We start from the raw sequence: 22,307 nt of genomic DNA on the forward strand, positions 1-22,307 counted from the left end.
AGTCGTACATTTGAATTTTACAAACTTAGGTATGGAAAAAACAACACATACTTCCTATTCATCACTGGAAGATTTCTACCGCGAAATGACTTCCAAGCTCGGAACCGATATTGAAAGCATCTTTCCCAAAGGACTGCATAAAGACATCGGACATTTTAATGTATTCGATATTGCGCAGACTATAGAAAAAGCTAAACTGACGGACGAAATGCCGTACAACAGGAGAAAGTATTATAAAATCAGTCTGATAAGAGGACGCAACAGAGCTGAATATGCCGATAAAATTATCCAGATACAGAAGAATGCGCTGCTCTTTGCCACGCCTAAAGTTCCTTACCACTGGATTCCCGAGGAACCGAATCAGTCGGGGAGTTTCTGCGTGTTTACAGAAGATTTTTTAATCCGGGACAAGTCGTATAACAGTCTTGAAGACTTGCCTATTTTCCAGCCGGGTAATATTCCTTTATTTGAAATTGACGATGAGCTTGCTGACGAAATAGAGCAGCTTTACCGTAAAATCAACAAAGAAATCAATTCAGATTATGTTTTTAAATATGATCTCATTAGAAATTATGTTCTCGAACTTATTCATTACGGACAGAAATTGCAGCCTGCATCTAAACTCTCTGCTTCCAATGATGCTTCTCTGCGCGTTGTTTCTTTGTTTATTGAATTGTTGGAACGGCAGTTCCCGATAGAATCTGTTGAACAGAGATTACAAATGAAAACAGCAAAAGATTATGCAGATAGATTAGCAGTTCATGTGAATTATCTTAATAAAAAGCTCAAAGAAAGTACCGGGAAAACCACTACGGAAATTATTGCGGAAAGAATTGTACAGGAAGCAAAAATTTTACTCAGGCAAACAAAATGGAATATCTCTGAAATATCATACGCCTTGGGATTTGAAGAGATTGCCCATTTCTCTAATTTTTTTAAGAAAAAGACATCGCTCGCTCCTTTGGAATTTCGTGCTTGATTTGAATTTTGCAAATTTAGGTTTGATTATAGCAAACATTAATGACTGATAATAGATGAACTTTGCTTCATTAAAAAACAGAAAAAATGGAAGCAAGAACAAAAATTGCATTAATTACAGGCGGAAGCCGTGGTTTAGGAAAAAACGCAGCAATGAAAATTGCACAGAAAGGACTGGATGTAATCATCACCTACAACAGCAATAAAGAAGAAGCCGATAAAGTTGTAGCTGAAATCCAAGCATTGGGAAGAAAGGCGATTGCTTATCAGCTTAATACAAAAGAAACGGGAAGCTTTGATGCTTTTGTAAAAACAGTAGGAGATCATTTGGAAGAAAATACCGGTAGCAGAAATATTGATTATCTTATCAATAATGCAGGAACCGCACTGTATGCGCCGATTCCCGATGTTACGGAAGAGCAACTTGATGATGTGGTAGATATTCATTTTAAAGGAGTTTTTTTCCTGACTCAGAAATTCCTGCCGTTTATCAATGACAATGGCGGAATTATTAATATTTCCTCAGGATTGGCAAGGTTTGCATTACCAGGATCTTCAGTATATGGATCGATCAAAGCAGGAGTGGAAATGCTTACCCGGTATATGGCAAAAGAATTAGGTCCAAGAAAAATCAAAGCCAATGTAATTGCGCCCGGCGCAATAGAAACGGATTTTGGTGGAGGAAGAACCAGAGATGATGAGCATATCAATGCGATGGTGGCAGGCAGTACAGCTTTAGGAAGGGCAGGACTTCCGGATGATATCGGTGGTATTGTTGCTTTCCTTTGTACAGAAGATGCAGGTTGGATCAACGGACAAAGGATTGAAGCTTCCGGCGGAATGTTTTTATAATAATTGCAACACTATTTTAAACTGATATGTACAGGATATAAATCCCGGTGGCTTCGGCTCCGCTCAGCCACCGGGATTTATTTTATATTTTAGACAAATTTTCAATCGCTTTTTCCAGGGTTTCCTGTTTTTTGGCAAAGCACAGACGGATCACATTTTCATTAAGTTTATTTTTATAAAACGATGAAAAAGGAACACTCGCAACTTTATGGGAAATGGTAAGTTCACGTGCAAAGTCAAGATCACTCTTATCGGATATCTTATCGTATTTTAATGCCTGAAAATAAGTTCCTTCACAATCCAGCAATTCAAAGGAAGTATTTGAGAGTCCTTGTCTTAAAAAATCTCTCTTTTCCTGGAAAAAGGAATTTAGATAATTGTAATGATCGGGATTTTTCATGTATTCTGCCAAAGCAAGTTGCATTGGCGTATTCACCGAAAAAACATTGAACTGGTGAACTTTCCTGAATTCATGGGTTAAATTCTCAGGAGCAGCGCAATAACCAATCTTCCAGCCGGTCACATGAAATAATTTTCCGAAAGATGCCACAAGAAGACTTCTCTCTTTTAATTCAGGATATCTGCAGATGCTTAAATGTCTTCTTCCGTCAAAAACAATATTTTCATATACTTCGTCACTCAAAATAAGGATGGAAGTCCCTTTTACAATCTTAATCAGTTCCTCCATATCATTTTCCTTTAAAACCTTTCCAGCAGGATTATTCGGGTTGTTAAGAATAATCATTTTGGTTTTATCTGAAACTAAACTTTTTACAATATTCCAGTCAATTTCATAATCGGGAGCTTTCATTTCAAAACGTTTTACAATTCCTCCGAAAAGTTCGACTGTCGGTTCGTAGCAATCGTAAGCAGGTTCAAAAATAATTACTTCATCGTCTTTCTTTATAAAACTGGCAATAGCAGTAAAAATCGCCTGTGTACCGCCTGCAGTAATAGTAATTTCAGAATCTGGATGATAAATTGCCTGGTGGGAATTTTCGATTTTTTCGGCAATTTGTTCCTTTAAAACCATCATTCCTGCCATGGGAGCATATTGGTTAAATCCTTTTTTAATGAAATGATTAACATGATCCAGCAGTTCGGAATCCGGCATAAAATCTGGAAATCCCTGAGATAAATTAATGGCTTCGTTTTCATTGGCCAGCTGCGTCATCTGACTGAAAATGGTAGTTCCGACATTGGAAAGTTTAGATAAAGGAAGTTGTATCATTAAAAGAGTTTTGAAATATCGAATTTAGATTATTTTCTGCAATCATAAAATTTTTGATGTAATTAATTTTGGGTAAAAATATTCATAAAAAAACCATCCGATTTCGGATGGTCTTTGGGATATGTGAGCTTATATTGAATGAAAGCTGCGAAAAATATCAAATTATTGAAAATCAAGTTCTGTTAATCCTGAATCAGCATTTTTTTTGAATCAATATTTTTACCGTCAATATTCAGGTTATACACATAGCTGCCTCCTCTTATGCCTGAAATATTTATACTGCCGTTTCCTTTTTCTTTTAAAGAAACTGTTTTAATTAATTGCCCTGAAATATTATAAATTCCGATTGAAGCATCCTTTACATCTTTTGGAAGGTAATATTTAATGGTTGTTTCTCCTCTTCCCGGATTTGGAGTGTTCTGGTATAATTTCGGAGAGCTGCTATCTGAACTCAGGTCAATGGTTATTTTATTTTGTTTTAATAATTCTTTAAGTTCCGTGATTTCATTTTTAAGCTCATCAATCTGATTCTGAAAATCTGTTTCTTTTTCTGCTGCCATTTTTGTGATGACAGTGTTAGCCACCATTACATTTCCATTAGCATCCACTACCAAAGCCCTTCCGCTTCCACTCGGGAGATTTTGCATTCTCACTCTTCCGTTTGTATGAAGGATTGCGGTAGGAGCAACAGTACCGATACCGACGCGTTGATCCTGGATAAGCATCGTCGGTGTTGAAGAAACTCCGAACATCAGCGACGAAGGAATGTTGTTGGTTAGTTTCGACCCTCCTCCTGTTCCAGCGCCGAATACAAATGAACGATTTCCTGTTGCAATAAGATCTATTCCGAAGCCTCCCGAATATTCAGATGACAGTTCAACACCTACTCCGACGGCAAACTGATTAGAAGCTGTAATTGTATTGGCCCATCCCAAAGCGACCGATTTGCTTGCCTGTTTAAACACACGGTTTGCCTGCCCGGCCACAATATTAGCACCTCCTGCATCCGATAAATCATTCTGCCATCCGCTCACCATACAACTGTTGGCATTACTGCCTAAAATATTGCTTGACCCGGCAATGATACTTCCTTTTGTTTTTGCAACATTAGAATTATTTACACTTTCTACTAAGAACGATCCCACCTCGTTCAAAATTGCCTGCCCGGGATTGCTGCTGGAGCCGTTTGTTCTAAGATAGAAAGGTACGGCATTTACCGTTCCTGCATAATTGGATGATGTAATGCCACCGTTCCCTAACACTTGCCATGACTGAGCATTTGCTTCTGCTGCTGAAAAAATCATCGCAGCTGCAACGATACTTTTCAAAGATAATACTTTTGATTTCATAATAAATTTTTGGATTGTTGTTTTCCAAAAGTATCAAAGTATTCAATACCAGTCTATTAATAATGATTAAACGAAGGTAATAAATGAGTAAGTGTATTGCTATTTCAAATAAATGTGAATTACTAAATCATTTTATGTAAAAATTCATTTTTACGACGTATGGAAACATCCAGTACAGAATTGTCGGTCATTATTACCTGTCCGCCTTTTCCTTTAATATATTCTTTTAAATGTTCAAGATTAATAAGATGCTTGTGATGGATTCTGAAAAAATTATATTCTGAAAGATTCTTTTCAAAATCATAAAGTGTCTTGGAAACCATAACTTTAGTTTTGTCCAACAGGTATATGAAGGTATAATTAGAATCTGCCTCACAACGGATAATTTCATCAACATTTACCCTTTTAAAACCCTGTAAAGTAGGAAGGTTAATTTTGTTCTGGTAGTGGTGAATAAGGTTGAGTTTGTTTTTCTTAAACTTTTCAATAGCTTTATTAACGGTAAGCACAAACTCAAGATTTGTAACCGGTTTGAGTAGATAGTCTGTAATCCCTTCTTTTATGGCTCGAATGGCAGATATTTCAGAATCGGCAATAAAAATAATAGGAGAATAGGGATTTTGTCTGAATTTAGACAACGTATTCAGCGCAGTTTCATCGGAAAGCTGGATATCAACAAATAAGATATCCGCCGAGTTTTTACTGAGATAATCGGAAGCAAACTGAATGTTGTTCGTTTGAAAATCAATTTCGAATTCAGGAAATTCTTTTTTTAATAATAGGGAAATGGATTCGCTGTCATTGTCATCAATGATGCAGGCATGCAATTTATTTTTCATGGTGTGAGTTTGGTTTTTAGTTTCAGTTTTTATTTAGTAGACTGTCATCATAATGCTAATTTTAGATATTTTATTTAAAAATAATTTATCAATAATTGAATTTCACTTAGTTAATGTTAAAAATAAGCAATTATTTTCACTTTGTATTGAATAATGTAAATATAAAATTTCAGGTCTGATAATCCAATACCCGATATAATATTAATAAAAAATGAACTAAAAACATTCGGATAATTTTGCTCAATTTCGTATTTTTGTATGTTTGCTGAAATAATATATGTCACAAGAAATAAATCCAATCTATTCCGAAGATAATATCAGAACCCTCGATTGGCAGGAGCACATCCGTTTGCGACCCGGAATGTACATCGGGAAGCTGGGAGACGGATCTTCCGCTGACGACGGGATCTATATTTTACTTAAAGAAATTCTGGACAACTCCATTGATGAGTTCAGAATGAAATCAGGTAAAAGAATTGAAATAAAACTCGATGACGGCAAAGTTACGATCCGTGATTTTGGCCGTGGTATTCCGCTTGGGAAAGTGGTGGATGCTGTTTCGAAAATGAATACCGGTGGAAAGTACGACAGTAAAGCCTTTAAGAAGTCCGTCGGTCTGAATGGGGTTGGTACGAAGGCGGTAAATGCGCTTTCAGACTATTTCCGTGTTCGTTCGTTTCGTGACGGCAGGATGAAGGTGGCTGAGTTTTCAAGAGGAATTATTACAGAAAACTATGATGAAAAAGATACTTCAGACCGAAACGGAACTGAAATTTCTTTCATTCCCGATGCTGATATTTTTCTCAATTTTAAATTCAGAAAAGAGTATATCGAAAGAATGCTCCGCAATTATGCATATCTTAACCCCGGGTTGAAAATCTTTTTCAACGGTGAAACTTTCTTTTCCGAAAACGGATTAAAGGATTTGCTTGATGAAGAACTTGAAAATGAAACCTTATATCCGATTGTTCATTTAAAGGACAATGATATTGAAGTTGCAATTACGCATACGGATAAATCGCAGACCGAAACGTATTTTTCTTTCGTAAACGGACAAAATACAACACAGGGAGGAACACATCTTAATGCCTTCCGCGAAGCATATGTAAAAACAATCCGTGAATTTTTCAATAAAAACTTCGATGCTTCAGATGTAAGGAAATCTATTGTTGCAGCCATTTCCATTAATGTTGAAGAACCTGTCTTTGAGTCTCAGACCAAGACCAAACTAGGATCTAATGACATCGGGCCGAATGGGCCAACAGTGAGAACTTTCGTAATCGATTTCCTGAAAAGCAAATTAGATAATTTTCTACATAAAAATCCTGAAGTTGCTGAAGCCATTCAGAGGAAAATTTTAATTTCAGAAAGAGAAAGAAAAGAGCTTTCCGGAATCCAGAAGCTGGCAAGAGAAAGAGCCAAAAAAGTATCTCTTCATAACAAAAAGCTTCGTGACTGCAGGCAGCATTACAACGATCAGAAAAATGAAAGAAAAGGAGAAACCCAGATCTTTATCACAGAGGGAGATTCGGCATCCGGATCTATCACGAAATCGAGGGATGTAGAAACGCAGGCTGTATTTTCATTAAAAGGTAAGCCTTTGAATTGCTATGGATTAACAAAAAAAGTAGTCTACGAAAATGAAGAATTTAATCTCCTTCAGGCTGCTCTGAATATTGAAGAAAGTCTCGAAGATCTCAGGTATAATCAGGTCATTATCGCAACCGATGCCGATGTTGACGGAATGCACATCCGCCTGTTGATGATTACTTTCTTTTTACAGTTTTTCCCGGATCTTATTAAAAACGGACACTTGTATATTCTTCAGACTCCTTTGTTCAGGGTAAGAAATAAAAAAGAAACCAGATACTGCTATTCTGAGGCTGAAAGAATAAAAGCTCTGAATGAACTGGGGAAAAATCCTGAGATTACCCGATTTAAAGGGTTGGGAGAGATTTCACCGGATGAATTTAAACATTTTATTGGTAAAGATATCCGCCTGGAGCCGGTAGTAGTAGGAAAAGATCAGACGATAGATCAGCTGCTGGAGTTTTATATGGGTAAAAATACTCCTGACCGCCAGGTATTTATTCTTGAAAATCTTGTAGTGGAAGACCCTGATATTAATAAAAAAGAAGTACTGAGTGAAATAACAGATGAAAATTAATTGAATTAAAAAAACACAATAAAAAAAAATTATGAGACTTAGCAACCGTAATAAAACATCTGTTTACGGGTTTATCAACACACTGCTAATTTTTTTCCTTATAGCAGGAGTTGGAGCCTATTTTTTAGAGAAATACAGATTTAATATTTTAGGAAAAGAAAGGTTTTTATTAATTGCAGTACCGGCTTTTTTGATACTGTTGTTTTATCTTAACGGAAGGCAGATTTTTGAATACGACAGTGATGGCGAAGCTCTTCATTTCAGAAACAGAAATATTATTCCTTTTCTGCAGAAACCGCTGAGTGATGAGTTTCCAAAATATAAGTTGCTTAAATTCGAGATCATTAATATGTTTTTTATGAAAAGACTGTATATTAAGATTTCCAGTAAAAACAATGGGATGACATTGCTGAAATATGAAATTTCCTACCTTACAAGAAAAGAAATCAAAGATTTGAGATTTTCCTTGAATAAGGTCATCAAAACTAATAAAGAGAAAAGCGTTAATATATAAATGATAACAGAAGAACACCCGCATGAAGGGGAGAGCTTAAAAAAAGTTTCCGGCCTGTACAAAGACTGGTTCCTGGATTATGCTTCTTATGTAATTTTAGACCGTGCGATCCCGTCTGTATATGATGGTTTTAAACCCGTTCAGCGAAGAATAATGCATTCTATGCGAGAGCTGGAGGACGGACGTTACAATAAAGTAGCCAATATTGTAGGAAACACGATGAAATATCACCCGCACGGCGATGCTTCTATTACTGATGCCATGGTGGGAATCGGGCAGAGAGAATTGCTTATAGATACACAGGGAAACTGGGGAAACATCTATACCGGCGACTCGGCAGCTGCAGCAAGATATATCGAAGCAAGACTGACTCCGTTTGCGCTGGAAGTTGTTTTTAATCCCAAAACCACAGAATGGGCAAAGTCATACGACGGTAGAAACAACGAACCGATTGATCTTCCGGTTAAATTTCCCTTACTGCTTGCTCAGGGAGTCGAAGGAATCGGAGTAGGGCTTTCTACAAAGATTCTTCCGCATAATTTTAATGAACTGATTAATGCTTCCGTTGCTTATCTTAAAGGGAAAAGGTTTGAGCTGTTCCCTGATTTTTTAACGGCGGGATATCTCGACGTATCCGAATACAATGACGGACAAAGAGGCGGAAAAGTAAGAGCCAGAGCAAAGATTTCTCCGCTCGACAAACATACGCTGATTATCACGGAGTTGCCTTATTCTAAGACGACAAGTGATTTGATTGATTCGATTCTGAAAGCGAACGAAAAAGGAAAGATCAAGATTAAAAAAATCGAAGATAACACTTCGGATAAGGTTGAAATTCTTATTCATCTTCATAATGACGTTTCGCCTGATAAAACAATCGATGCTTTGTATGCATTCACCGATTGCCAGGTAACAATTTCACCAAATGCATGTGTAATTGTTGGCGACAAGCCAATGTTCATGAATGTTTCCGATATTTTAAAGATAAATACCGATCATACGGTGTCATTGCTTAAAAAAGAGCTCGAAATCGAACTTCATGAATTGCAGGAAAGCTGGCATTTTTCTTCTTTGGAAAGAATTTTTATCGAAAACAGAATTTACCACGACATAGAAGAGGTAAAAACCTGGGAAGATGTTCTGAAAACCATCGATGAAGGCCTTAAACCTCATACGGGACACCTTTTAAGAGCTGTTACGGAAGAGGATATTTTAAAGCTAACAGAGATCAGAATCAAGAGAATTTCAAGGTTTGATTTAGATAAATTTAAAGAAAATATTGCCGCATTAGAGGGGAAAATCGAACAGGTAAAGCATCATCTTGCTCATCTTGTTCAGTATGCGATTGATTATTATCTGAATATTCAGAAAAAATACGGAAAAGACCGTCAGAGAAAAACGGAACTAAGAATTTTCGATACGATTGATGCTACAAAAGTTGCTGTGGCGAATGAGAAATTCTATGCCAACTTCGAAGAAGGATTTATCGGAACTTCTCTCAAAAAAGATCAGTATTTATTCGATTGTTCAGATATTGATGATATCATTACCTTCAGAAAAGACGGAAGCATGAAGGTGGTAAAGGTAGAAGCAAAAACTTTTATCGGAAAAGACATTCTGCATGTTGCGATTTGGAAGAAAAATGATAAAAGGACGGTTTACAATATGATTTACCGTGAAGGCAGAGAAGGACCTTATTATATGAAACGCTTTTCGGTGACCGGGGTAACGAGAAATACCGACTATCCGCTGGCTTCAGATAAAAAAGGCTCGGAAGTACTTTATTTTTCAGCAAATCCTAATGGTGAAGCGGAAACAGTGAGTGTTCTTTTAAAACCAAATCCAAGAATCAGAAAGAATAAAATGGATGTTGATTTTTCCGAACTTGCCATCAAAGGACGTGATTCTAAAGGAAACCTGGTGACGAAATATTCCGTGAAAAAGGTCGACCTGAAAGAAGAAGGAGTTTCCACACTTGCCCCTAGAAAAATCTGGTTTGATGATACGGTACGAAGACTGAATGCAGACGGGCGCGGAACTTTACTGGGAAGTTTTAAAGGAGATGATAAAATATTAACAATCAATACGAACGGAGAAGCAAAACTGATTTCATTTGATTTGGGTAACCGATTTGATGATGAATACCTTGTTCTGGAAAAATGGAGACCGAATCAGCCGGTAACGTGTATTTATTTTGATGGAGAAAAAGATATTTATTTCATTAAAAGATTCTTATTTGAAAATACGCCTAATCTGCAGACGTTCATGCCTTCTGAGCATCCGAAGTCATTTATCGAAAACGTAATTGTTGCGAACGGATCTACTGCGGAGATTATTTTTGCTAAAGATAAAGGAAAAGAGCGTGAACCGGAAACGGTAAATATTGATGAATTTATTGCCGTAAAAGGGATTAAAGCCATCGGAAACCAGTTTACAAAATTTAAAGTTAAAACAATCAATATTACAATTCCTGAACCTGAAGAAGAGGAACCGGAAATTTATGAAGAACCGGAATCTACAGGCGGAACAGATGAAGATGGCATGATTGGTGATCTGTTTCAGAGTGATAACAATTCTGATCATTAAAGTTTGAAAATATGAATATTTTAATATTAGTGATAGCAATTACTGCCATCATAAGTTTTATAGCACCCAATGGAAGCAGTAATTTTGAAAAATATAAATTTAATGTTGGTGCTATTCGCAACAGACAGGAATATATAAGACTTCTTTCTTCCGGATTTCTTCATGGAGATATTTTTCACCTGGTGTTTAATATGATGACACTCTATTTTTTTGGACCGGTTGTGATTAACGGTTTTGGAAATCTGGGTTTTATTCTGATCTATTTCGGCTCTATTTTGTTGGGTAATATATTCTCGCTTTTTGTGTATCAGAGACAGCCGTGGTATTCTGCAATTGGAGCTAGTGGCGGAGTTTCCGGGATTTTATTTGCTTCTATTGCGATGATTCCTCATCTGGAAATTTATATGTTCTTTATTCCAATAGGCATTCCGGGGTTTGTATTCGGACTTGTTTATTTCAGCTATTCCGTTTACATGATGCTGAATCCCAACCAGCATGACAATATTGGTCATGCAGCGCATTTAGGAGGTGCGTTTTTCGGATTGGTTTATGCTGTTGCTACTCAACCGCAGGCTGCAATAGCCAATTCTCCTTTCCTGGGAATTATGGCGCTTCCGCTTATTTATCTGGCGTATGAAATTTTTGTAAAGAAAAGGATAGGATAAATTAATATTAAATAATAGTCAAAGACCAATGAAACAGATATTCATTGGTCTTTATTTTATCCCAAAAACAAAACGATCATTTCCTGATAAATCTTTTAATAAGGAAGCTTCAGAAAAATCTTTATATAATTCCAACGTTTCCGGGCCTAATTTCTGGTTTATTTCTAAAAATAAAAAACCGTTTTTATTCAAATATTTTTTTGAATCTTCTGCTATTTTCCGGTAAAAAATCAAAGCATCTGAAGTAGGAGAGAAGAGCGCAATGGCGGGCTCAAAACCTTTTACTGAATTTTCAATTTCATTTTCTTCATCAATTCCGATGTATGGCGGATTCGAAATAATGATATTAAAGTCCTGATGAAGTTCAAAATTAAGATAATCAGCATGAACCAAGTTAATATTCAACTGATGAAAATCGGCATTTTTTTTTGCTATTTCCAGCGCTTTTTCAGAATAATCTATTGAGGTTACTTCAGCATTAGGAAAGTGCTTTTTTAAAACCAAAGGTATAATTCCGCTTCCGGTTCCGATGTCCAGAATTTTCAGACTGTCAACCGGCAATGTTGAATTGTGAATCTTTTTAATGGCAAACTCCAGCAATTCTTCCGTTTCTGGGCGCGGGATCAATACATTTTCATTAACGAAAAAAGTCATTCCGTAAAATTCTGTTTCGCCCAGAATATGCTGATATGGCATTCCTATTTTTAGTTTTTCAATGAAACGACATAGCTTTTCTTCGTCATCTGTTGATAATTCCTGATTTGAGAACTGCCTTTGATGAAACGAATTGAATCCTGTAATTTTTTCAACAAAAACCGAAGCTAAAACAGTACTTTCCGAATCGGTATATAATTCGCAAAGTTCTGTTTTAAAATGTTTTTTAAATTCTGAAATTGTCATTTATCTTGTAAAAACCAGTTTTGTATCCGTAGATTTTTCCTCATCAATCCGGTACCCTTCATAATTAAATGCTTTCACATCATTGAGAGTCTGGGCATTCGTTTCTGCACAAAACCTTACTACAAGACCCCTCGCGTGTTTGGTATATACTACAATAGTTTTGGGCTTACCATCTTTTAATTCATAAAAATCAAAATCAATGATCTTATGATTGATTTTTTTTCGGTCAACTACTTTAAAATATTCATTGCTTGCCAGATTAAGAAGAATTTCATTCTTTTTCATTTCGGAATTCAGCTGTTCTGTTATCTTTTCTTTCCAGAATTCATACAGATTTTTATATGTATCAAACTGAAAAGGGCGACCCATTTCCAGACGATAAAGCATGACTTTATCCGAAGGTTTCAACAATCCGTACAATCCGGAAAGTATTCTGTGGTTTTTCTGTAGGTAATCAATAGCAGACTTATCCAGTGTTTTTGCATCCACACCTCTGTAGACTTCCCCGGTAAATGCGAACAATGCCGGAGCAGATTCTTTCACAGTAGGTTTTGCTTTCCATTTCTGGTTTCTTTCCCAGTTTTCATCAGCCATTTTAGCTGAAATTTCCATCAGTTCAGAAAGATATTTGGGAGATTTTTCTTTTAAATAAGATTGTATTAAAGCTGCTTCGTCTATGAACTTCGGAACTGTCGTTTTCAGCAGATCCGTAGAATTTTCCGTATTCATAAGTTTAGCAGGAGAGGTAAGTATTTTCATAATGTTAAAATACAGATAAGTAAATATCAGTAAGCAGTTTATAGAATGTTTAAGCTTTATAAATTAGTAAATATTCCTAAATTATTCCTTTTCCCTGACGGATCACTTCAGGTTCTCCCGAAGTGAGATCAACAATAGTAGAAGCAACATTATCTCCATAGCCGGAATCAATAACAATGTCTACAAGATGATCGTATTTTTCTGCAATCAGCTCAGGATCAGTAGAATATTCAATGATTTCGTCATCATCTTTTATGGAAGTTGATGCAATAGGATGTCCTAATTTTTCAACAATAAGATGCGGGATGGAATGATCCGGAACACGGATACCAATCGTTTTATGACCTTTATAAGCTAGCGGTAAACTTTTATTGGCATCAAGAATAAAGGTGAAAGGCCCTGGCAAATGACTTTTAAGGAACCTGAATACAGAAGTATCAATAGGTCTTGTAAAATCCGACAGGTGACTGAGATCATTACAGATTATAGAGAATTTTGCCTTTTCAAGCTTGATTTTTTTGATTTGTGCCAGCTTTTCCATCGCTTTAATATCAAAAATATTACAGCCCAAAGCATATACCGTATCAGAAGGGTAAATAATTAATCCACCATTATTTAGAGTTTTAATGACCTCATTAATAAGATTTTCCTGAGGGTTTTCTGGATATATTTTCAATATTTTTGCCATACCCAAAGATACAAATATTAAAATAGTTTTCGTAAAATCCCTTTATTTAAAAGAAAAATTAGGAATTTAAAAATATTGTCGTATATTTGCAGTCCAATATCGCGGGATGGAGCAGTAGGTAGCTCGTCGGGCTCATAACCCGAAGGTCATCGGTTCGAGTCCGGTTCCCGCTACTAAGAAAACGTTTGTCGGTAACGTTTTAAAAATATACCGCGGGATGGAGCAGTAGGTAGCTCGTCGGGCTCATAACCCGAAGGTCATCGGTTCGAGTCCGGTTCCCGCTACTAGGATAACGCTGTCGGTAAGCGTTCTAAAAATATACCGCGGGATGGAGCAGTAGGTAGCTCGTCGGGCTCATAACCCGAAGGTCATCGGTTCGAGTCCGGTTCCCGCTACTACAGAGAGTATTGTCTACGGATAATACTCTTTTTTTATTCATATAGGAATCCCTGATTTTTTCATTAAGTAATGAACAATCTTAACCTAATCTTCAACCTTATTCAAATGGCTTAATTTGTGCAGATAGATTAAATAACACCTTTTAAATTACAATATTATGTACAAAAAAATCCTGGCAGGTTTAGGCGGCGCTGTAGCACTCAGCCTTCTGCATGAAGTCATTAGAAAGAATTTCGATAATGTTCCCGAGATTAATAAAGTGGGAGAAGAAGCTTTAAACAAAGCACTGGATAAAGTAGATGCAAAAGTGACCAATCACGATCAGCTGTATGCTGCAACATTGGCAGGAGATGTTATCGGAAACGGAATGTATTACGCCGCAACGGCAACCACTGGTTTTAATATTGCTTCCGGTGTTCTCATGGGACTTGGCGCAGTAGCGCTTCCTGAAAAACTGGGACTTGATGATAAGCCGGTTGCTGAAAACAATCAGAAAAAAATAATGACGGTTGCCTATTATCTTTTTGGTGCTGTTGTGACCAAATTGATCTATGACAAAATAAAATAAATATAATTGAATTGCCGCAGAATCTTCTGTGGCAATTACATTTTCTTCAATGCAGATGCTTTGTGAACAGCAGATTTTCCTGTTTTTTCGCTCATGACTTCATATTGTGGGTTCTCTTCAGAAGCTCTTCGCTGCCTGTTCATAAATACAAAGTCTTTTGTGTGAATTTTGGTAATGATTCCGTGAGTTTCTCCATTGCTGAATTGCCATTTTACCATATCTCCTTTTTTTAATGTACTCATCTTTTTTATTTTTAACAATCATAGTATAATTATTATGCCATAAAATAATGAAGTGTATTCATAAAAAATCCCACTTAAAAAAGTGGGATCAATATAAGTGGTTGTGTGAGTATTTTATTGTGCCAACTGATTAAAAGGTTTAAGCGCATTATCATCAGCCATTGTCTGACCCAGAAAATCTTTCTTTTGTGTTCCTTTCATTCTTTTTGCAGCATCATTTGCGTTGAAATAAGATTCATTCAGCTTTGTGGTAATTTCAGATGGATTAAAATCGAATTTCGTTTCACCTTCCACTCCAAGATATCCGTTCTTTCTGGTGAGATTGGTGATATAGTTGTTGTAATTAATAAGGGTACCTCTGAACATTGAATTATGATATTCCATACATTTCTTTGCTTTTTTGGAAGAGTTGTTTAGAATACAGTTATTCATATTTCCTCTGTAAAGTCGCCATTCGAGTTCTACTTTGGCGTATTCTTTAGATAACGCATTGGTACCGTTGGTAAGGATATTAGGATCATTTTCTTTTTCGCTGATCTCTTTTAAATGTTTGATCGCTAATGGAACTGTATTTTCAATCTTGGTCTTAGCTTCACCTATTGCACTGAAATCTGCTGCAGGAGAGCCTTTTTTCTGAGCGGTTGTCACATTAAAAATCAGTAGTAATAGTACAATTAACAAGTTATATCTTTTCATGAGAAATTTTTAAAGCACTAAAATAAATATATTTTCTGAGTTAAGACAAATTCATTTTAATTTTATTTAATAAAATTTAACAAGTTTTAAGAATTTCAGCAATATATATTCCTTTTTCTGATTAATATTTAAGTCACTTTTTTTAATATTTAAAAATTTAACAAATTTTAATAAAATTTACTGCATTGATTTTCAGTTATTTAAATAAATACATTTATTATCACTAAAAAAATAGTTGTTTGAATAGATTTTATTTCTACATTTGTATAACTAATTTCTTAGTGATATTGAATTACGCGTTCATATCACAATTAATGATAAATAAGAATGTATGAAAATTCAGACCTTAACAAAAGCAGAGGAGCAGGTAATGCAGTATTTATGGAAATTGGAAAAAGGATTTCTTAAAGACGTTCTTGATCTCTTTCCTGAACCTAAACCTCATACCAATACCGTTTCTACCATTTTAAAGGTATTGAAGGAAAAAGAATTTGTAGATTATAATGTGTATGGAAGGCAGCATGAATATTTTCCGTTGGTTTCTAAAGAGCAATACTCTGGAAAAACAATGAAAAGCCTGGTGAAAAACTATTTTAAAGGATCATACAAAAGTGCCGTTTCATTTCTTGTAGAAAAAAATGAAATGACAGTAGAAGACCTTGAAATGCTACTGGACGAACTTAAAAAGAAAAACTAATACCCATGGAAACTGTACTTCTATACTTCGGAAAAGTTATTTTATGTTCTGGTGTAATGTTTTTGTATTATAAATTGTCTTTAAAAGACAAGACATTTCATCACTACAACAGATTTTATCTTTTGTCTGCGATGCTGATATCGTTGTTGCTTCCTCTGATAAACATTGAAGATTTTACCATTGAAGTAAGCAATGATATCTATAAATTAATAGATACGGTACAGAATTTTAACAATAAAAACTCGACCAATGATTACATTTATTTTAGAATTATTTTTTCAGCTTTGGGGCTGGTTTCTTTCTATTTTTTAGGAAGATTTGTCTACGGAATTTTCAGAATTCAGCAGCTTAAAAACCAGTTTCAGAAAGAAACATTCGACGGTATCAATTTTTACCGTACCAATCTTACCGAAGCGCCATTTTCTTACTTTAAAAATCTTTTCTGGAAGAATTCCATCACATTGAATTCGGAGGTCGGAAAGCAGATTTTAAAGCATGAAATGGTGCATATTGAGCAGAAACACTCATTCGATAAAATTTTTATTGAGATCATTACCTCTGTTTTCTGGTTCAATCCTTTTTTTCATATCATTAAAAAAGAAATCAGTTTAATTCACGAATATCTGGCTGATAAAAAAGCCGTAAAACAATCGGACACCAAAGCATTTGCGCAGATGCTTTTAGCAAGCCACTTTTCCGGAAACCAGTTGCCTGCCACCAGTCCGTTTTTAAGTTCCAATTTAAAAAAACGATTAAAAATGTTACAAAAACCTAAAACTAAATTCGGGTATGCGCGTAGAATTTTTGCATTACCGGTAGTATTTTCAGTAGCTTTTGCTTATCTGGTTAATGCCAAAAACCAGGAAATTAAAGCCACCAATATAGAAATTGAGAAAGCGGTTTCGCAAATTAAAAAAGAAGAAAAAACTGTTGTTAAAAAAGATACCATTACTCCACAATCGAAAGATAATAAAGTAATAAGTCCTAAAGTCTACAACAGAGCTCTTGATGATAAAAAAATTGCTGATCTCAGTAAAAAGATTCAGGAAAAAAGTCAGGCTTTGAAAGACCTTACTCCTGAAAGTAAAGAATACAATAAAAATCTTGAAGAAATCGGAAAGCTGTCCGGTGAAATCGGAAAAATTGCAAGTTCAAAAGATTTTCTCAAATCAGCAATGGTCATCCATATGGATGGGAAAGATGTGAAAATTGATGATTATTTCAACTCAAAAGAATGGAAAGATAAAGTAAGTGACATTCAGAATATAAAGGTTGATATCCCTGAAATGCCAGAAATTGACTTTGATTATCCCGATGCGCCACCGCCGCCAAATGCTCCAAACGTAAAAGTTTATGCATTCAAAGGGAAATGGTCTCCTGATATGGATAATACTTTCAGATTATCAGCAACAAATGCTAAGGAATCTGCTGAAACGGCTAAAAAAAGAGCTAAACTTGAGAAAGAAAGAGCGAGACTGGATGAAAAAAGAGCCAAGCTTGATGGAGAAAGAGCAAAACTGGAAGCACAGAGAAGAGCGTTGGATGGTAACAGAAGAGCATATGTTTATAGCAATTCATTCAAAAGTTTTCCTGAGATTAATAACATGAAGGTAAAAAGTGACAACGTAAGGATCACTGCCAATGGGAAGTCTATTATTGCTTCAGGAATTAAGAATACGGAAGGAACAGAAGATCTAAAGATATATATCGACGGAAAAGAATCTTCAAAAGCTGAAATGGAAGCTTTAAATCCGAATATCATCAAAAAGATGAATATAGATAAAAGAACGGTTGACGGAGGAAAAACTACCGGAGTAATAAAAATTGAAACCAGAAAATAAAATTCCAAACAGCTCTGTTGAATAATTTTTAAAAATATTGGCAGAGCTTTTTTTAAAACCAAGAAGTAAATTATGAAAAATATTGTTCTACTTTTTCTTTTCATCACTGCGGCGGCAAATGCACAGATCAACCGTTTTTTTTACGAATATAAATTTATTCCCGATTCCAACAATAAAGAGGATGTTAAAAAAGAAATGATGTTGCTCGATATTGATAAAAATGGATCAAATTACTACAGCCGCGATAAATTCGTATCCGATTCCACATCAATGGCAGAAGTGCAGAAGCAGATCAAAAGCGGATCCGGAAGCATCAACATCAATAGAAGGGATAATGCCGGGCAGGTAAGTTATAAAGTAACAAAATCATATCCTGATTTTAAAACTTATCTTTTCACGCGCGTTTCTATGGATCAGTATAAAGTAAGAGAAGATCAGAAACCCGAATGGAAAATTCTTCCTGAAAAACAGAAAATAGGAGAGTACAATGCACAGAAAGCAACGACAAATTATGGAGGAAGAGAATGGATTGCCTGGTTCAGTACAGATATTCCTTTTCAGGACGGACCATATAAATTCTACGGGCTTCCCGGGCTGATCGTAAAGCTTGAAGACACCACAGGATCTCACATTATGACGCTTGTAGGAAATAAAAAAATGGAATCTCCCGTTGCTGCAAATGAAATGGATATGCCGGGGAATGTAAGAATCATGGGAATCGGAGGAAAGGAAATAGAAATTTCCAAAGACCAGTACAGAAAATTATGGAAAGATTATGTAAATGATCCTACTAAAAATATGCGGGAAATGATGATGAGAAACGGAGGTAGTGATAATACAAGAGTAAGCTTTAAGGTAAAAACACAAGACGGAAAAGAAGTATCAGATCCGAATCAGGTATTCAGGGAGATGGAAAAAAGAACGAAGGAATCTTTAGCGAAAAATAATAATCCTATCGAACCCGATTTAGTAAAATAAAATATAAATTGTTTTTTAAAAGCAGGGTAAAAGTAATTTTTTATCCTGCTTTCTTTTTGTTATATTTAAATTAAATCAACCAATTACAATAAGAATATGACCGAAAAGGAAAAATGTGCGAACGGACTTTTATACAATGCCAACTACGACAAGCAGCTGATCGATGAAAGAATTAGCGCTAAAGATCTCTGCCATCAATACAATCAGCTTAAAAATTCAGATTCGGAAGGAAGAGATGTTCTACTTAAAAAATTATTAGGGAAAACAGGACAGAATATCTGTATTGAACCCAGTTTCTGGTGCGACTATGGTTACAATATCGAAGCGGGAGAAAACTTTTATGCCAATCATAATCTGGTGATTCTGGATTGTGCCAAAGTTGTTTTCGGAAGCAATGTATTTATCGGGCCAAACTGTAGTTTTTACACAGCCAGTCATCCTCTTAATGTAAAACAACGAAACGAAGACCTTGAAACAGCTCATCCGATAAAAATCGGAGATAATGTATGGTTTGGCGGAAATGTCGTTGTACTGCCGGGAATTTCGGTAGGGAATAATACGGTAATCGGTGCAGGAAGTGTGGTAACCAAAGATATTCCGGACAATGTTGTAGCCGTAGGAAATCCGTGCAGGATAGTAAAGAATATCGATCAGTAAAAAGTATCGGCGCGGAAACTTCGTTTCCGCGCCGATACTGTATAATATTAAAAGATTATTAAGCCAGTTTCTGAGAATCTGCTATAAACTGAGCCAGTCCGTTATCTGTCAATGGATGCTTAAGAAGGCTCAAGATCGGAGGAAGTGGTGACGTGATAACGTCAGCACCAATCTTCGCACAGTCGATAATATGCATTCCGTGACGAATAGAAGCTGCCAAAATTTCAGTTTCATACATATAATTGTCAAAAATCAATCTGATCTCCTGGATTAAATTTAATCCGTCAGTTGAAATATCATCAAGTCTTCCCAAGAAAGGAGAAACATACGTTGCACCGGCTTTAGCTGCAAGAAGAGCCTGTCCCGGAGAAAAAATCAATGTACAGTTTGTTCTGATTCCTTTATCTGAAAAATATTTTAAAGCTTTGATTCCGTCTTTAATCATTGGGATTTTTACCACAATATTTGGGTGGATAGCAGCCAATTCCTCACCTTCCTTAATCATTTCCTCATACGTCGTAGAAAGAACTTCTGCAGAAATATCACCGTCTACAATTTCGCAAATTGCTTTATAGTGATTCTTAATAGCTTCAGCACCCTGAATTCCTTCTTTAGCCATTAATGACGGATTCGTTGTAACACCGTCAAGAATTCCAAGATCTTTTGCTTCTTTAATTTGCTCTAAATTAGCCGTGTCAATAAAAAATTTCATGTTTTACAGATTTATGTATTACAAAGATAAACATTCCTTTTTGGAGTGGGAAATTTTAATTGGGGAGATTCAGGTTAAGGTTTGGACAGAATTAATTTAAGTGAGAATTTTAGAACAACTTTATCAATAGGGGTGGACTAAAGTCCGCCTGCCAACATTAACATACCGCCAACGGCTTTAGCCTAAACATAAATTAATTATCTGCTAAATCAGCAAAATTTGCGAGCATATAAAAATAAACCATTCATCAATGTAACATACCTGAAATATTTCATTCAAATCCTAACCATTTATTACCCGAAAGTCTGTCGCGCCCTCGCAACAACTTTTCGGGAACATCCGAAAATCCGTTACACCCTTGCAATGACTTTTCGGGAATGTCCGAAAACCTCCTGCAACCTGCAGCAAACTTTCGGGAAACTCCGAAAACCTCTTGGAGTATGCAGCGAAGTTTAATATTATTTTACACAAAAAAGATCGGGAAATTTTCCGATCTTTTAAATATGAATTTAAAGCTTTCTATGAATTCAACGCCTGGCTCAGTTTTACAGCATCCTGGTTGGTAGGGTCATACTGCAAAGATTTTGCAATATGTTCCTTTGCTTTGTCAGGATCAGACTGTTGTTCCGAGAATGCGATATAAAAATAAGCATACGCCAGATTTTTCTTATTTTGCTCTACCTCTTCAGGTTTTACCGTAGCAATATATTTTTCATAAGCCATTTTGGCGTTGGCATCATCTTTAGCATTTTGGTAAGAATAAGCCTGGCTGTAGTAAGATGGAGCCCAGTCCGGAACTGCAGCTGATACTTTTTTCCATGTATCGATAGCATTTGTCCAATCTGAGGCTTCCTGATAAGCTCCTGCCAATTTGGCTAATGCTTCAGTATCCTTCGGATTTGCTTCTACCTGTTTCTTTAGAGCATCAATAGCCGGATTGGCTGATTGAGTTGCTGTAGCCGTTGCAGCTGCATTGGTTGTACCTGCTGCACTATCTGTCTGGGTGGTCTGTGCGCTTACAAAACCTACACTTCCTGCTAACATTAGACCTGTGAACAGGTTTCTGATATTCATTTTAGTCATTTTCATAATTCTAATATTTTTCAATTGCATAGAACAAAGTCCAATAATAATTCCATAAAACTGAATAATTTAGAGCCTTTAAGCTTTTTTTGAAAAAATTAACGCCTTTTAGATGTCTTTTAGATTAATTTTAGATTCAGGCTTGTATAAGCTATCTTTGCGATAACAATTTAACGACATTTATACCTATGAATATTATATTAGCTTCCACTTCCACATTATTTGGCGGAGAATACCTTGAATATCTAAAAGAAGAACTGATTAGTCTTTACAGCGGGATTGATGAAATCATCTTTATACCCTTTGCAAGACCTGGCGGCATTTCTTATGATGACTATACGGCAAAAGCAGATTCATTCTTTAAAACAATCAATATAAAAGTGAAAGGCCTTCATGAATTTGATAATAAAACAGAGGCACTAAACAATGCAAAAGGTTTCTTTACCGGGGGCGGCAATACGTTTTTATTGGTTAAAACCTTACACGAAGAAAACCTGATGTCAGTTTTAAAAAGAAATATTGAAAACGGGAAACCATACCTGGGCTGTAGCGCAGGAAGTAATATTGGCGGACAAAACATGAAGACTACGAACGATATGCCGATCGTTTACCCTCCGAGCTTCGATTGTATGGGGCTGGTACCGTTTAACATCAATCCGCATTACCTTGACCCGAACCCGGATCTGAAACATAACGGAGAAACTCGGGAAACCCGGATCAAAGAATTCTTAACCCAGAATGACCTTAAAGTCGTAGGACTTAGGGAAGGAAACTGGATCCGCAGGAGAGGAGATAAAATTACCGTTGAAGGCAGCGAAAAAACAAGAATTTTTGAGAGAAATAAAGAACCTTACGAGATTGAACCGGGCACTGAACTGTAATTTTATTTAATTATATTTGAATTGA

General features: G+C 35.9%; 23 protein-coding genes and 3 tRNA genes. 16 read left to right on the plus strand and 10 right to left on the minus strand.

What is annotated here, in order from left to right; translation table 11 throughout:
- Nucleotides 1–31: 31 nt before the first annotated feature.
- Both BLR30_RS04500 and BLR30_RS04505 read left to right on the plus strand, forming a co-directional pair.
- Nucleotides 32–979, plus strand: coding sequence for a helix-turn-helix domain-containing protein (locus tag BLR30_RS04500; protein ID WP_089855401.1), 948 nt, complete (start codon nucleotides 32–34; stop codon nucleotides 977–979).
- An 86-nt stretch (nucleotides 980–1,065) separates the two neighbouring features.
- Nucleotides 1,066–1,830, plus strand: a complete 765-nt coding sequence (locus BLR30_RS04505; RefSeq protein ID WP_089855404.1) for an SDR family NAD(P)-dependent oxidoreductase — start codon at nucleotides 1,066–1,068, stop codon at nucleotides 1,828–1,830.
- 82 nt (nucleotides 1,831–1,912) lie between these two features.
- Here BLR30_RS04505 and BLR30_RS04510 read toward each other — a convergent pair whose 3' ends face one another.
- The 3 genes from BLR30_RS04510 to BLR30_RS04520 all read right to left on the minus strand — a co-directional run bounded on the left by BLR30_RS04510 (nucleotide 1,913) and on the right by BLR30_RS04520 (nucleotide 5,249).
- Nucleotides 1,913–3,061, minus strand: a complete 1,149-nt coding sequence (locus BLR30_RS04510) for a methionine aminotransferase (RefSeq protein WP_089855407.1) — start codon at nucleotides 3,059–3,061, stop codon at nucleotides 1,913–1,915.
- A 182-nt stretch (nucleotides 3,062–3,243) separates the two neighbouring features.
- On the minus strand, nucleotides 3,244–4,410 hold the full coding sequence (locus BLR30_RS04515) for a T9SS type A sorting domain-containing protein (protein ID WP_089855411.1): 1,167 nt from the start codon (nucleotides 4,408–4,410) through the stop codon (nucleotides 3,244–3,246).
- Nucleotides 4,411–4,532: 122 nt separating this feature from the next.
- A complete protein-coding gene (locus BLR30_RS04520) occupies nucleotides 4,533–5,249 on the minus strand; it encodes a LytR/AlgR family response regulator transcription factor (RefSeq protein ID WP_089855414.1) in 717 nt (238 codons plus the stop codon).
- Nucleotides 5,250–5,526: 277 nt separating this feature from the next.
- On the opposite strand from BLR30_RS04520, the gene BLR30_RS04525 reads away from it, so the two are divergent.
- The 4 genes from BLR30_RS04525 to BLR30_RS04540 are packed head-to-tail and all read left to right on the plus strand — an operon-like array spanning nucleotide 5,527 to nucleotide 11,181.
- Nucleotides 5,527–7,416 (plus strand): DNA topoisomerase IV subunit B, encoded by a 1,890-nt coding sequence (locus BLR30_RS04525; protein ID WP_089855417.1) that lies wholly within the window; start codon nucleotides 5,527–5,529, stop codon nucleotides 7,414–7,416.
- A gap of 31 nt (nucleotides 7,417–7,447) precedes the next feature.
- Nucleotides 7,448–7,930, plus strand: coding sequence for a hypothetical protein (locus tag BLR30_RS04530; RefSeq protein ID WP_089855420.1), 483 nt, complete (start codon nucleotides 7,448–7,450; stop codon nucleotides 7,928–7,930).
- Complete coding sequence (locus BLR30_RS04535; RefSeq protein ID WP_089855423.1) at nucleotides 7,931–10,516, plus strand: DNA gyrase/topoisomerase IV subunit A; 2,586 nt, start codon at nucleotides 7,931–7,933, stop codon at nucleotides 10,514–10,516.
- 11 nt (nucleotides 10,517–10,527) lie between these two features.
- On the plus strand, nucleotides 10,528–11,181 hold the full coding sequence (locus tag BLR30_RS04540) for a rhomboid family intramembrane serine protease (RefSeq protein ID WP_089855427.1): 654 nt from the start codon (nucleotides 10,528–10,530) through the stop codon (nucleotides 11,179–11,181).
- Between the two features lie 51 nt (nucleotides 11,182–11,232).
- On the opposite strand, the gene prmC is transcribed toward BLR30_RS04540, so the two are convergent.
- From prmC to BLR30_RS04555, 3 genes are all read right to left on the minus strand, one after another.
- Complete coding sequence (prmC, locus tag BLR30_RS04545; protein WP_089855430.1) at nucleotides 11,233–12,081, minus strand: peptide chain release factor N(5)-glutamine methyltransferase; 849 nt, start codon at nucleotides 12,079–12,081, stop codon at nucleotides 11,233–11,235.
- Nucleotides 12,082–12,840 (minus strand): peroxide stress protein YaaA, encoded by a 759-nt coding sequence (gene yaaA, locus BLR30_RS04550; protein ID WP_089855433.1) that lies wholly within the window; start codon nucleotides 12,838–12,840, stop codon nucleotides 12,082–12,084. It abuts the gene before it with no gap.
- Nucleotides 12,841–12,916: 76 nt separating this feature from the next.
- Nucleotides 12,917–13,528, minus strand: coding sequence for an L-threonylcarbamoyladenylate synthase (locus tag BLR30_RS04555; RefSeq protein ID WP_089855436.1), 612 nt, complete (start codon nucleotides 13,526–13,528; stop codon nucleotides 12,917–12,919).
- A gap of 100 nt (nucleotides 13,529–13,628) precedes the next feature.
- Here BLR30_RS04555 and BLR30_RS04560 point away from each other — a divergent pair.
- The 4 genes from BLR30_RS04560 to BLR30_RS04575 all read left to right on the plus strand — a co-directional run bounded on the left by BLR30_RS04560 (nucleotide 13,629) and on the right by BLR30_RS04575 (nucleotide 14,495).
- Nucleotides 13,629–13,701: transfer RNA gene (locus tag BLR30_RS04560), tRNA-Met, on the plus strand.
- A gap of 38 nt (nucleotides 13,702–13,739) precedes the next feature.
- Nucleotides 13,740–13,812, plus strand: a tRNA-Met gene (locus BLR30_RS04565).
- Between the two features lie 38 nt (nucleotides 13,813–13,850).
- Nucleotides 13,851–13,923 (plus strand) — tRNA-Met (locus tag BLR30_RS04570).
- Nucleotides 13,924–14,084: 161 nt separating this feature from the next.
- A complete protein-coding gene (locus BLR30_RS04575; RefSeq protein ID WP_089855439.1) occupies nucleotides 14,085–14,495 on the plus strand; it encodes a hypothetical protein in 411 nt (136 codons plus the stop codon).
- A gap of 35 nt (nucleotides 14,496–14,530) precedes the next feature.
- On the opposite strand, the gene BLR30_RS04580 is transcribed toward BLR30_RS04575, so the two are convergent.
- Entirely contained in the window at nucleotides 14,531–14,737 is a 207-nt protein-coding gene (locus tag BLR30_RS04580) for a hypervirulence associated TUDOR domain-containing protein (protein ID WP_089855444.1), read from the minus strand.
- A 114-nt stretch (nucleotides 14,738–14,851) separates the two neighbouring features.
- Nucleotides 14,852–15,433, minus strand: a complete 582-nt coding sequence (locus tag BLR30_RS04585) for a hypothetical protein (protein ID WP_089855446.1) — start codon at nucleotides 15,431–15,433, stop codon at nucleotides 14,852–14,854.
- Nucleotides 15,434–15,764: 331 nt separating this feature from the next.
- Between BLR30_RS04585 and BLR30_RS04590 the strand changes: the two genes are divergently transcribed.
- From BLR30_RS04590 to BLR30_RS04605, 4 genes are all read left to right on the plus strand, one after another.
- Nucleotides 15,765–16,130: a BlaI/MecI/CopY family transcriptional regulator gene (locus BLR30_RS04590; RefSeq protein ID WP_089855449.1), complete on the plus strand. Its 366-nt coding sequence runs from the start codon at nucleotides 15,765–15,767 to the stop codon at nucleotides 16,128–16,130.
- A 5-nt stretch (nucleotides 16,131–16,135) separates the two neighbouring features.
- Nucleotides 16,136–17,971 (plus strand): M56 family metallopeptidase, encoded by a 1,836-nt coding sequence (locus tag BLR30_RS04595; protein WP_089855452.1) that lies wholly within the window; start codon nucleotides 16,136–16,138, stop codon nucleotides 17,969–17,971.
- Nucleotides 17,972–18,043: 72 nt separating this feature from the next.
- On the plus strand, nucleotides 18,044–18,949 hold the full coding sequence (locus BLR30_RS04600; protein WP_089855457.1) for a GLPGLI family protein: 906 nt from the start codon (nucleotides 18,044–18,046) through the stop codon (nucleotides 18,947–18,949).
- Nucleotides 18,950–19,045: 96 nt separating this feature from the next.
- Nucleotides 19,046–19,606 carry a sugar O-acetyltransferase gene (locus BLR30_RS04605; RefSeq protein WP_089855459.1) on the plus strand — a complete coding sequence of 187 codons (561 nt, stop codon included), beginning with the start codon at nucleotides 19,046–19,048 and terminating at the stop codon, nucleotides 19,604–19,606.
- Nucleotides 19,607–19,664: 58 nt separating this feature from the next.
- Here BLR30_RS04605 and fsa read toward each other — a convergent pair whose 3' ends face one another.
- The gene (gene fsa, locus BLR30_RS04610; protein ID WP_089855462.1) at nucleotides 19,665–20,318 is read right to left on the minus strand and encodes a fructose-6-phosphate aldolase; all 654 of its coding nucleotides are present in this window, start codon (nucleotides 20,316–20,318) and stop codon (nucleotides 19,665–19,667) included.
- Between the two features lie 219 nt (nucleotides 20,319–20,537).
- Between fsa and BLR30_RS17540 the strand changes: the two genes are divergently transcribed.
- Complete coding sequence (locus tag BLR30_RS17540; RefSeq protein ID WP_139164588.1) at nucleotides 20,538–20,774, plus strand: hypothetical protein; 237 nt, start codon at nucleotides 20,538–20,540, stop codon at nucleotides 20,772–20,774.
- Nucleotides 20,775–20,837: 63 nt separating this feature from the next.
- Here BLR30_RS17540 and BLR30_RS04615 read toward each other — a convergent pair whose 3' ends face one another.
- Nucleotides 20,838–21,392: a tetratricopeptide repeat protein gene (locus BLR30_RS04615; protein ID WP_228400712.1), complete on the minus strand. Its 555-nt coding sequence runs from the start codon at nucleotides 21,390–21,392 to the stop codon at nucleotides 20,838–20,840.
- Between the two features lie 197 nt (nucleotides 21,393–21,589).
- On the opposite strand from BLR30_RS04615, the gene pepE reads away from it, so the two are divergent.
- Complete coding sequence (gene pepE, locus BLR30_RS04620) at nucleotides 21,590–22,282, plus strand: dipeptidase PepE (RefSeq protein WP_089855465.1); 693 nt, start codon at nucleotides 21,590–21,592, stop codon at nucleotides 22,280–22,282.
- The last annotated feature ends 25 nt before the right edge of the window (nucleotides 22,283–22,307 follow it).

It is taken from the genome of Chryseobacterium taeanense, assembly GCF_900099685.1.
GTDB lineage: Bacteria > Bacteroidota > Bacteroidia > Flavobacteriales > Weeksellaceae > Chryseobacterium > Chryseobacterium taeanense.